Genomic DNA, 12408 nt, shown 5'->3' with positions numbered 1-12408 from the left:
CTGCCGCCGGAGAAAGGCTAAAAGTGCGGCAATTCGCACTGATTATCATAAATTCATTTGATACATATCAAACACGGCCTGCCAGCATGATGTACATTTATTGAGCAAATAACTTTTACGGAGGTCAGCTATGATCAGAGCGCCTATGCCACCGGCATCAGTATCACAACAGCCTAAGGTACTTAGCATAGTGCTGGCCGGTGGTGCCGGTAAAAGACTGCAACCGCTGACATTAAAGCAGGCTAAGCCGGCCCTGCCTTTTATCCGGCAGCGGCGTGTTATTGACTTTGTGCTAAGTAATTTATGGCACTCAGGCTTACGACAGCTGCTGGTATTAACCCAATACAAACCCCGCAGCCTGCACCAGCATTTACAGCAATTCTGGCAACCTGTGTTTAACCGTAGTGGTTTTTTACAATGGTATCAGGCACCTGCGTCTGTTTGCCAGGGTACAGCAGGGGCAGTTGCCGCCCAGCTTAGTGTTATTCGCGATCAGCGCCCTGATGTTATAGCGGTATTAAGTGCCGATCATGTTTATAAAATGGACTACCGCCAAATGCTGGCTTTTCATCAACAGCAACAACTTGCTGTAACTGTTGCAGCCATAGCAGTGCCGGTGGCTCAGGCCCGGCAGTTTGGTATTTTTAAAGTAAACGATAACCATCGTATCTGTGGTTTTATTGAAAAACCACAGGGCGAAGTACCGCAAATACCGGGCAAGCCGGGCTATGCGCTGGCGTCGATGGGTAACTATTTATTTAATGCCGATTGCCTGTATCAGTTGCTGGATAACACCAACCCGTCACAACCGGTCGATTTTGGTCACGACCTGCTACCTACGCTGTTTCGCCAGCAACAAGCCTGCGTGTACAACTTTAGCAATAACCAGTTACCTGGCGGGCAAAGCCTGCCGCACTACTGGCGTGATGTCGGTACTTTAGCTGCTTACTTCCACAGCAGGCTGGATATACTACAGCACCCCGACTGGCTTGAAGGACAAGCGCAGCAATGGCCGATACTGGCAGCCAACACCCAGGAACCCAAAATAAGGCTATGCATCCGTGCTATGCAGCGCTTAACGCTGCAACATCAGCACCCGCTATATGCCTAGCAAATAGTTATAACAGCGAAAATGCCAGGGCCAGACTGCGGCCACTTAATAACAGGCTTATCAGCAACACCAGAACACCCAGCCCGTTTTGCCAGTGGTTATTTTTATATGGCCCCAGTAAAGCATGGTTCATTGCCAGTAATAAGCATAAACACATCAACGGCAATAAAATACCGTTAGCTACCTGAGCAAACCAAATTACACTTACCGGCCGGATCCCCAGCGACGCCAGCAACACACCACACACAATAATAAACAACCAGGTAAGGCGAAACAGCGGCAGCTTAAGATTAAGCGGCTTACCCAAAATACCCGACAACGCATAAGCCGCCGCCAACGGCGCAGTAATAGCCGATGATAAACCGGCCGCCATCAGGCCCAGCGCCAGACACCAGGTAGCGGCATTACCAAACAAGGGCGTTAAGCTTTGTGCTAATTGTGCTACGTTTTCCAGCTGTTGCTCACGGCCAAAAAACGCCGCAGCAGCTGTTGATACTATGGCAATAGAAATAAGACCACCAAGCGGAATAGCAACTGCCATATCCTGACGTGACGCCTTAAGTGCGGTATTAGTGTCGGTATGTTGTTTCGGCCATTTTTGTGCTGCTCCGGCGGCATGTAAAAACAGCGAATATGGCACTACCGTGGTGCCAATCAGGGCTACCACAGTTAACAGCGCACCTTGCGGAATAACCGGCATAAAAGCGCCGCTAAACAGCGCGGCCAAATCCGGCTTGGTCAGCAGCATAGTACCAATAAACGCCAGGCTCATTAGCAGCACCAGAGCAATAAGACAACGCTCAATCAGCTTATATTGGCCAAACCACAATACCACTGCCGCTACAGTTCCCAGCAACAGCGCCCACAGGTTAATACCGGTACTGCTGTGCCAGCGTTGGATCAATGGCAGATGGCCAAACAATGCCTCAGCCCCCAGCGCTGCACCGCTGATGTTACCGCCCTGATAGGCACTGTTGCCAATAACAATAGCAGCCACCACCAACAGTAGCAGCGGCCAGCGCAGGAGTGGCTGGCGTACCAGCTCACGCAGGTTTTCACCCAAACCACGGCCAGTAACAATACCCAGCCGGGCCGCCATTTCCTGCAGCACCATAGTGGCAAATACGGAAAACAGCAGCGCCCACACTAAGGCATAACCATAGTTAGCCCCGGCAAGTGATGCCGTAATAACGGTTCCGGGGCCAATAAAGGCGGCAGTAACTAAGGTTGCAGGGCCAAACCACGACCTTTTATGTGCGGGCGTCTGTTTATTGGATAACGTGTCGGACATAGTTAGCAGATGACAAAAATAACAATGGCGCTACCTTAGCATAAGGCAGCGCCATTTGGCTTAACTGTTCGCAGTGTCAGCCGTCAGTTCAGAGCAAACCTTCTTGGGTGTCCAGATGCTCCTGGCGGTGATGCTCTGCAATTTCCTCTGCCAGTTGCTGCTTGCTGCGGGTTTCGCGAATGCGTAACTCGGTTAGCCAGTAAAAAAACAACGGTACAAAAAATACTGCGAGGAAAGTTGCCGCCATCATGCCGCCCATTACGCCTGTACCTACGCTGTGGCGCGCCCCGGCACCGGCACCACTGCTAAATGCCAGTGGTACCACACCCAGAATAAACGCCAGAGAGGTCATAATAATGGGCCTGAAACGCAAACGTGCAGCCTCCAGCGCAGCGGTGCCGGTACTCCAGCCCTGCTGCGTTTTCATCAGCGCGTATTCAACAATTAAGATGGCATTTTTTGCTGCTAACCCGAGTAAGGTTACCAGGCCAATCTGGAAGTACACATCGTTGGTTAAACCGGCCAGCCAAACGGCAACCAACGCACCAAAGATACCAAATGGCATCGCCAGTAATACTGAAAGTGGCAGTGACCATTTTTCATACAGCGCCGCCAGAATTAAAAACACCATTACCACCGCCATGCCCAGTGCTAAACCGGTGGTACCACCGCTGCGCTTTTCCTGAAAGGCGCTGCCGGTCCAGTCGTAACTGATATCGGGTGGCAACATGGTGTTGGCAATACGTTCAATCTCGGCAATCGCCTGGCCCGAGCTGTAACCGGGTGCAGCATTACCCAACAGTTTTACTGCCGGCAGATTGTTGTAGCGTTCCATATTGTCCGGGCCCGAGCTGTACTGAATTTCGGCCAGTGCCGACATTGGGATCATCTCACCGCTTTGGCTTTTAACATAAATATGGTTGATGTCGTCTGGTTTCATCCGGAACTGCGCATCGGCCGACATTAACACCTGCCAGGCACGGCCATACTTATTAAAGTCATTTACATAGTAAGTTCCAAGCGTACCGGCCAGTGTATTAAAGGCGTCGTTTACCGGCACACCCAGCGCTTTGGCGCGTTCGCGGTCCAGGTTAACCTTAAGCTGCGGCGTATTAGGCCGCCACAGTGTTTGCACGCCGGCCAGCACCGGGCTTTGCCCGGCAGCGCCCTGCATAATACCCATAGCTTCAGCCAGCTTTTCCGGCCCGCCATCACCACGGTTTTGCAGATAAAACTCAAAACCACCGGTATTACCCAGGCCAAAAATAGGCGGCGGGTTAAAGGCCAGTACTAATGCTTCATTAATACCGGCTGTTTTCATAAACAGCTCGTTTACCAGGTCACTGGCGCTGATATCCCTCTCGCTCCAGTCTTGCTGGGTAACAAAGATAGTAGCTGCACTGTTTTTATAACCGCCGCCGATAAAGTCAAAACCGGCAAAGCTGATCACATCTTTGTTGGCCGGGTTAGACCGGATAGCAGCAATCACCTGCTCGGTAACTTTTTGCGTGCGCTCCAGCGAGGCACCATCAGGTAAAAAGATCGCCGCTATATAAAAGCCCTGATCTTCATCCGGTACCAGTGACCCCGGTGTCGCCCTCCACATACCGGCAGTAATAAAAATCATGCCGCCTACCAGTATCAGCGCCAGTAGACCACGGCGCAGGAAAAAGCCCACAGTAGAGACATATTTACCGGTAATACGCTGGAAAAACGCATTAAACCAGAGGAAAAACTTCGCTGTTTGTTTATGCTCATGGCGCAAAATCATCACGCACAGTGCCGGTGTCATTACCAATGCGACCACACCGGATAAACTCACGGCAATAGAAATGGTTACGGCAAACTGGCGGAACAGTTCGCCGGTTAAGCCACCTAAAAAGGCAATCGGTACAAACACTGCACACAATACCATTACGATAGCCACCACCGGGCCCGATACTTCCTGCATGGCCTTTATTGCCGCATCACGCGCCGACACATGTTCTTCGTGCATAATACGTTCAACGTTTTCCAGTACAACTATGGCGTCGTCAACCACTATACCTATCGACAGCACCATGCCAAATAACGTTAGCGTATTAATGGAATAACCCAGCATATACAAACCGGCAAAAGTACCCAGCAACGAAATCGGCACCGCCAGAATCGGAATTAACGTAGCACGCCAGTTTTGTAAAAACAGATACACCACCAGAAACACCAGCAGCATGGCTTCGGCCAGAGTTTTTACTACCTCACTGATAGACACCTCAACAAAACGGGTGGTGTCATAAGGTGTAGCCTGAGCTAAACCGCTTGGAAAACGCTGTTTTAATTCGGCAATAGTACGGTTTACTTCGTCCGCTACATCCAGTGCATTAGCACCGGGTTGCAGAAATATACCCACCAGCGTGGCCGACTGGCCATTGTACTGGCCGACAAAGTCGTAATCACGTGAGCCCAGCTCTACCCTGGCAATATCTTTTATCCGTAACGTACTGCCATCTGCATTAGCGCGGATAATAACGTTCTCAAACTCTTCAGCAGTAGAAAAACGCCCCTGTGCGGTAACGGTATACACCAGCTCCTGTGCGTCGGCCGAGGTTGGTGTGGCACCAATTTTACCGGCAGCAAACTGGGCATTTTGCTCACTTAACGCCGCAGCAACTTCCGGCACTGTGACTTTAAGCTGGCTCATTTGATCCGGTCGCAGCCAGATACGCATAGCGTAATCTTTAGCACCAAAAATCTGTACGTTAGTGGTGCCAAGAATACGTTTTAACCGGTCCAGCACGTTTAATGTGACATAGTTTGACGTCCATAAATCGTCACGGCTGCCATCGGGTGAGTAAAATGCCAGCACCTGTAAAAAACTCGACGAGCCTTTTTCTACCGTTATGCCCTGGCGCCGTACTTCCTCCGGCAAGCGCGCTTCTACTTTGCTAACGCGGTTATTTACATTCACCGCGGCCTGATCAACATCAGTACCAATTTCAAAGGTAATAAAGATAGTAGTAATGCCTGAACTGGTAGAGGTAGACGACATATACATCATGCCCTCTACCCCGGTAATGGCGTTTTCCAGCGGTGCCGCTACCGTTTGCTCCAGCACTTCAGAAGAGGCTCCGGGGTATACTGCCATTACCTGCACCACAGGTGGCGCAATTTCAGGATATTGCGCTACCGGCAGGCTGCGCATAGCTGCCAGGCCCGCCAGACAGATAAAAATACCTATCACAAGCGCAAAGATAGGCCGGTCTATAAAATAACGAGAAAACATAAGCTGATCCTTGCCTGTTAACCTGCATCAGCCGCAGATGCAGCCAGTTGCACCGGCATACCGGGGAAGAAAATACGTGCCATACCTTCGATGATCACCACATCGCCACTTTTCAGGCCACTTTTAATTACCCAACCATTACCGTTATCCAGCTTTACCCACTCGCCAACTTCAACCGGCGCAGGCAAAGCCACTTTACCGCCCTGCTCGCCGTCAGCTAACAGGTAAACAAATTTACCGGTACCACTGTCCAGCACGGCTTTTTGTGGCACCACAATGGCGTTGTGCCGCACCGCGCCTTCGAGCTGAATACGCACAAACTGCCCGGGGCGCAATAAAGCGTCGGGGTTGGCAATTTCAGCTTTCATTTCACTGGTGCCGGTTTGGGTATTAATACGCACATCGGAAAAATCTACTACGCCAGCCTGGTTATACACCGAGCCATCAGCCAGCAGCAGCTTAACCTGCCATTTTTCAGGCAAATCAACCTTACCGTTTTGTGCTTCAGCACGCAGTTTCAGCTGGTCGCGCTCTGCGACAGAAAAACGCACATACATTGGGTCTAGCTGGGTAACGTGCGTTAACAACAGTTCAGGGCCTGATACCAGGGAGCCTTCTGATACCAGCTCACGGCTAACCACACCATTAATTGGCGAACGCACTTCGGTATAGTTCAGCTGTAATTGTGACTGCTGCAAAATGGCTTCTGCTGTTTTTACATCAGCACCGGCAACATCCATTGCCGATAAAGCATCATCATAAGCTTGTTGCGACACAGCGCCATCTTTGCGCAGCTTATCCAGCCGCTTAAGTGTGCGCTCTGCCTGCGCCCGGCGTGCTTGTGCCGCCGCTAATTCTGCTTTATTACGGTTTACCGCTGCCTGAAAAGGCGCAGCATCCAGGCTGAATAATGTCTGTTCAGCTTTAACCGATGCACCTTCGGTAAAATTGCGTTTTTCCAGAATGCCGGACACTCTGGCGCGAATTTCCACCTCGCGCGAACCTGCCAGCAAAGCCGGGCTTTCGATTAGCAGCGGTACTGTTTTCAACTCTACAGTTTGCACATTTACGGTAGCAGGTGGCATACCTGCGCCACCGGCGTCTGATGCGGCAGAAGGCTCTGAGCAGGCACTCAATAAGCCCAATGAAAACATGACAGCTGTTAATTTAGCTGTACCGGAAGATAATGACATTCTTGTCATACAAGCACCCTTAAGCTGGCCGCCTTAACTGCAGGCAGCAACGCAGGCTGCAGCAGTACCACGCGGGAATGTTATGCAATATAAGCGAGGAAATAAGATTAAACGCCAGTAAAATAGCATATTTTTTACCGAGCGGGATAAAATAAATATGAAGAATTGTAAAAAGCTGTTGCAGCGTATTTTTCAGCTAATCATTGCGCGTTGCAGTGCCGGATAAAATAAAGCTGCCGGCATAAAAAAGCCCCGGAAGCGGGGCTTTTTTTGTATAAGCGTGGTATTTATTAGCGGCGCGACATTCTGCGACTAAAACCCAGGCCTAACAGTGCCAGACCAAAAATTGCCAGTGAAGCAGGCTCAGGTACAGTTGCCGGAACCTGTGCAATACCGGTCTGGACTAAAAATGTTGCCTGGCCACCGGTAAAATTAAATACCGGCACACTACTATAAGCAATATGCAGGCTGTTAGCGGTGTATGACAGTACCGGCTGAATACCATTAGTGACCAGATTATTACTTAACAGCGAAAAGCCAAGGATAGATTCACCTGGCTCGCTAAACAGAATGTTGCTCATCCATGCATCAAAAGTTTGAAAATCCCAGCTATCTTTTGATGTTAATGTCAAAATGCTGCTTAACGGATCAAAGTCCATCCATACTACACCGCCACCCCAGTTAGACGGGTTTGCCAGCAGATGTTTGTTTTTCAGCTCTGCGCCACCACCGATCCCGGCAGCCAGATTTTGATAGGTTTTTGCACCTGATTGCGAATAATCAGGTAAATGTGACTCAGTGCGAAAATCGGCACTGATAAGACCAGCGTGGGAAAAACATGATACAGACAATAACAACATTGAAACAATGGCTTTCTTCAACATAAACAGCATCCTTCTTATGTACTGCTGAATTACTACTGCTGCAGCAAAGCAAAACCTGTGCCATAAAAAAAATTCAAGAATATTCATTAACATAATAAAATCCAGCTTCGCCTGGCATGACTAAATGTAAACAAAGCTGACATGACATACTGACACTAACTGTTACAACCTGATGTTTTGCCGCCGCAACACAATGTGCTTTACTTGTGGACGAATCAGAACCATAACAAGGATACATCATGTTTAAACCACGTTACCTTGCACTGTTATGTGCGCTGGCAAGCAGCGCTACCTTTGCCAATGATGGCACACGCTTGCTGCGCCAGCCGGATATTTCAGCAGAGCACCTTGCTTTTGTTTACGGCGGCGATATTTGGCTTAGCGATAAAAATGGCCAAAACCCACGCCAGCTAACCAGCCACCCGGCCAGCGAATTTGCGCCGAAGTTTTCTCCGGATGGTAACTGGATTGCCTTCTCTGCCAGCTATGACAATAACACCGATGTATACGTTATGCCGGTTAGCGGCGGTGCCGCCAAACGGCTGACCTTTCACCCGGGCGCAGACACAGTAAACGGCTGGACCCCGGATGGCAAAAGCGTGATCTTTGCCTCTAACCGCGAAATAGCCAACAGCCGCAGTAATCAGCTGTATAAAGTTAGTATTGATGGCGGCTACCCACAGCAGTTAATGCAAGCCGTGGCGTTTGAAGGCGATTTAAGCAGTGATGGCAAAAAGCTGGCCTACCGGCCGAACAATATGGCGTACAGCGGCGCCAGTGGCTGGCGTTTGCACCGTGGTGGCAGCACCCCGCCGGTTTGGATAATCGATTTAGAAAAACAGCAGTTGGAAAAGATCCCCCACCCTAATGCCAACGAATTTAACCCGTTCTGGCTTAACAACACGGTTTATTTCCTGTCAGATCGCGACAATAAAGCCGTTAACCTGTTTCGTTACAGCGACAAGCAGGTAACGCAACTGACCAACAACACCGACTGGGATTTACGCAGCGCTGCAGGCTATGGCAACACCATAGTGTACGAAGCCGGTGGCTTTTTGCACAAGCTGGATGTCAGCAGCGGCCAAAGCTCGCCGCTGACAATAAATATTAATACCCAGTCAGCACAATTGCGACCACAGTGGAAAGACGCCAGCAAAACCCTTACCCGCGCCCGTTTGTCGGCGACCGGTCAACGGTTAGTGCTAAGCGCCCGTGGCGATGTGTTTACCGTGCCGGTAAAAGATGGCAGTAGCCGTAACCTTACGCAAAGCAGCGGTATTAATGAGTTTGATGGCCTGTGGAGCCCGGATGGCAGCAAAGTGGCTTATATTTCTGATGCCAGTAATAAGCACCAACTGGTGCTACAGGCTCAGGATGGCTTAAGCGCAGCAGAAACTTTTGCATTGTCAGACACCGGCTATTTCAACCTGCTGAGCTTCTCGCCAGACGGCAACCTGATTGCTTACCACGACAACCATTTAAACCTGTATGTGTTTAACCTTAAAACCAAACGCAGCCAAAAACTGGATACCTCAGAGAGGCGCGACGGTTTTAATGTGTCGTTCTCACCCGACAGCCGCTACCTAGCTTATACGGTATCCGGCGCTAACTATTTCAGCCAGATAAAACTGTTTGATTTTAACACCAACAAAGCCACGCAAATTACCGATGGCTTAAGCCAGGCTGATGATCCGGTATTTACCCAGGATTATCTGTACTTTACTGCCTCGGTCAACACCGGCCCGTCTCAGGTGGGGCTGGATTTATCTACCCGCGAGCGGCCGGTACGTAAAGCCATTTATGCTTATGTGCTCTCTGCCGATGGTAAATCGCCGTTATTACCTAAAACCGGTGATGAACCGCTAAAAGCGGCTGAAAGCAAAGACGATAAAAAAGATAAAGACGATAAAGCAACTGCGGTTAAAGCCGTAAAAATTGATCTTGCCGGTTTACAAAACCGCATAGTGGCGCTGCCGCTGCCAGAGCGTAATTACGACAGCTTAAGCGTGGCCAGCGACGGTGCGCTATTTTACGTAGAACGCACACAACCAGGTGCCAGCAATGAATTACCCGGCAGCAACGGCCAAAACAACGGCACCTTATACCGCTTTGACTTTGAAGAGAAAAAAGCCGAACAGGTAAAAGATGGCCTGGCCAGCTATAACCTGAGTGACGATGGCAAAAAGCTGCTGTTAGTCAGCCTGCCAAATACATTGCAGGTAGGTGATGCCAAAACTAAACCTGAAGCCAAACCTGTAAGCCTGGCAGAAGTACGCAGTTTTGTTGATCCGGCGCAGGAGTGGCAGCAAATCTTTAACGACGCCTGGCGTATGCAGCAAGAGTACTTTTATGATGCCAAAATGCACGGCATCAACTGGCAGGCGGTATATGACAAATACCAGCCCATGCTAAAACACGTGCAGCGGCGTGAAGACTTAAACGACGTACTGGTAGAAATGATTGCCGAGCTACAGGTTGGCCATAACCGGATTGGTGGCGGCGATGTACACCAGGAAAACCCGACCAAAGCCGGTTTACTGGGTGCCGACTTTGTTATCAGCAACGGTAAATATCAGTTTAAAACCGTGTATCAGGGCGATCGCTGGAGCCCGTTCTTAAAAGCACCGTTAAATGTGCCGGGCGCCAGTGCCAAAGCCGGTGATTACCTGCTGGCTATTAACGGCAAAGAGCTTAACGCCTCTGACAATATCCACGCTTTTATGGATAACACCCTGGGTAAGCAGGTGGTACTGAGCATTGCCGACGATGCCCGTGGCAAAAACCGTCGCAATATTACCGTAGAGCCGGTAGCCAACGACAGCCAGTTGCGCTTATGGCACTGGGTAGAACAAAACCGCCAGTTAGTGGCAGAAAAAACCGATGGCAAAGTGGCCTATGTTTACCTGCCTAACACCGCAGATGGTGGTTTTTACTTCTTTAACCGCATGTTCTTTGCGCAAACCGATAAACCGGCAGTAATTATTGACGAGCGTAAAAATGGCGGCGGCCAGGCAGCAAACTACATTACCGAAATTCTTGGCCGGCCGTTTTTATCCGGCTGGAAAGACCGTGACGGTTTAGTGTTTACCACACCGGGCGCAGGCATTTACGGCCCGAAAACCATGCTGATTGATCAGGACGCCGGCTCAGGTGGCGACTTCCTGCCCTGGGCCTTTAAGCGCCTGGGCTTGGGTAAAACCATAGGTACCCGCACCTGGGGGGGCTTAATTGGTATTTCAGCTAACCCGAATATGATAGACGGTGGCTTCCACGTTGTGCCGTTCTTCCGCTTTTACACGCCGGATGGCGAATGGCGGGTAGAAAACGAAGGCGTAGCGCCGGATATCGAGGTAGAGCTGGATCCGATAGCAGTAAACAAAGGCCGGGATGTACAGCTGGAACGTGCAATTGAGCATACGCTGGCCGAACTGAAAGCTAACCCGCCCAAAGATCACAGCAAAGCCCCGGCCATGCCGACTAAACTGGGTTTATAATCTCCCGCACCAACCGTAAAAACCGCTGCCAGCCAGCGGTTTTTTATCTTCCAATCAAGTGTTCGTTACTCATCAGCTTATCTGAGCTGGCTATCCTTGCTACCACGACGGTTAATGCCGCCCGCTTGCGTCTCCTGCTTTTCCAGTGCGGACTGACAAGCAACACAAAGCCGCACGCCGGGAATTGCTTTGCGCCGCTGCTCAGGAATAATCTGGTCGCACTCTTCACAGTTCACCGCGCTGTCGCCATTAGTTAATTGGCTGCGTGCGCGCTGCACGGCTTCGTCAACGCTGGCATCTATTTGCTCCTGAATAGCACCATCCCGTGACCAACCTCCAGCCATAACAATCTCCAATCTTTAAAGGATTAATGCAGTCAAGTGTGATTCACTGCAGCCAAAATAAAAGACTAGCATTAGCTAAACGGTAAGTCTGTGCGCTTGCCAACAAATTCAACACCTTACTACGCTTAACCCGACACCGTTACCCGACAAACCTTTTGCTAAGCTGGGCCACGCGCCGGCCTAAGTAGTGTGCGGTAAGTAAATCCGTTTCGTGTAACAGCCCGTCGGCTGAGTGGGCGATAAGGCCGGATTGCGCCCCCAGCCGGTTAAGCCCGCTATCGTCCTGATTACCGGGAATATCCAGCCCTACCCATAACATACCCTGCTGATTTGCCAGAATTTGCAGGTACTGCAGCGTATGTAACTGATCGCCGCTAAAGTTGCTGCCAATGGTAAAACCGGCAGCAATTTTATTAGCCCACAACTGCTGCTCCCAATACTCGCTGCTGGCATCGGCAAAGGCTTTAAACTGTGCCGACACAGACCCCATATAAGTAGGCGAGCCAAATATTATGGCATCAGCATTGGTTAAATCTTCCAGCAGTTTGCTATTGCAAAACCGCCCGGCGCTGATATCAGCGCTGACAATTTCGGCCTGCATAACATTTACATCAGGCACGGTTGCAGCTCCGCTAGCTACCGCTGCTGCTAATTGCCGGGTACTACCGCTGGCAGAATAAAACACTACTGCGACTGTTCTCACTTACCCCTCCTTATCAATACTCCCTTGATCAATACTCTCCTGATCAAGGTTTTATCTTTGAACTGTGTATTTAAAAAGCCGCGATTAAGCGGCTTTGCTTTGCATAACTTGCTGGTGCAGCATCAG

General features: G+C 50.2%; 8 protein-coding genes. 2 read left to right on the top strand and 6 right to left on the bottom strand.

Features of this window, described 5'->3' with window-relative positions; all coding sequences use genetic code 11:
* Positions 1–130: 130 nt before the first annotated feature.
* A complete protein-coding gene (locus J3B89_RS18915; protein ID WP_215399195.1) occupies positions 131–1111 on the top strand; it encodes a sugar phosphate nucleotidyltransferase in 981 nt (326 codons plus the stop codon).
* Between the two features lie 7 nt (positions 1112–1118).
* On the opposite strand, the gene J3B89_RS18910 is transcribed toward J3B89_RS18915, so the two are convergent.
* From J3B89_RS18910 to J3B89_RS18895, 4 genes are all read right to left on the bottom strand, one after another.
* Complete coding sequence (locus J3B89_RS18910) at positions 1119–2402, bottom strand: Nramp family divalent metal transporter (RefSeq protein ID WP_215399194.1); 1284 nt, start codon at positions 2400–2402, stop codon at positions 1119–1121.
* An 88-nt stretch (positions 2403–2490) separates the two neighbouring features.
* Positions 2491–5664, bottom strand: coding sequence for an efflux RND transporter permease subunit (locus J3B89_RS18905; RefSeq protein ID WP_215399193.1), 3174 nt, complete (start codon positions 5662–5664; stop codon positions 2491–2493).
* A gap of 17 nt (positions 5665–5681) precedes the next feature.
* Complete coding sequence (locus J3B89_RS18900; protein ID WP_215399192.1) at positions 5682–6866, bottom strand: efflux RND transporter periplasmic adaptor subunit; 1185 nt, start codon at positions 6864–6866, stop codon at positions 5682–5684.
* A gap of 281 nt (positions 6867–7147) precedes the next feature.
* The gene (locus J3B89_RS18895; RefSeq protein WP_215399191.1) at positions 7148–7741 is read right to left on the bottom strand and encodes a PEP-CTERM sorting domain-containing protein; all 594 of its coding nucleotides are present in this window, start codon (positions 7739–7741) and stop codon (positions 7148–7150) included.
* A 239-nt stretch (positions 7742–7980) separates the two neighbouring features.
* On the opposite strand from J3B89_RS18895, the gene J3B89_RS18890 reads away from it, so the two are divergent.
* Positions 7981–11235, top strand: coding sequence for a S41 family peptidase (locus J3B89_RS18890; RefSeq protein WP_215399190.1), 3255 nt, complete (start codon positions 7981–7983; stop codon positions 11233–11235).
* 77 nt (positions 11236–11312) lie between these two features.
* Here the strand turns inward: J3B89_RS18890 and J3B89_RS18885 are convergent, their stop codons facing one another.
* Entirely contained in the window at positions 11313–11579 is a 267-nt protein-coding gene (locus tag J3B89_RS18885) for a DksA/TraR family C4-type zinc finger protein (RefSeq protein WP_215399189.1), read from the bottom strand.
* A 139-nt stretch (positions 11580–11718) separates the two neighbouring features.
* Positions 11719–12282: a flavodoxin family protein gene (locus tag J3B89_RS18880; protein ID WP_215399188.1), complete on the bottom strand. Its 564-nt coding sequence runs from the start codon at positions 12280–12282 to the stop codon at positions 11719–11721.
* Between the last annotated feature and the right edge of the window lie 126 nt (positions 12283–12408).

Origin of the sequence: Rheinheimera oceanensis (genome assembly GCF_018831085.1) — a bacterium.
GTDB lineage: Bacteria > Pseudomonadota > Gammaproteobacteria > Enterobacterales > Alteromonadaceae > Alishewanella > Alishewanella oceanensis.
The sequence above is the reverse complement of the archived record's forward strand: the minus strand, read 5'-3'. Positions and strand labels throughout refer to the sequence as shown.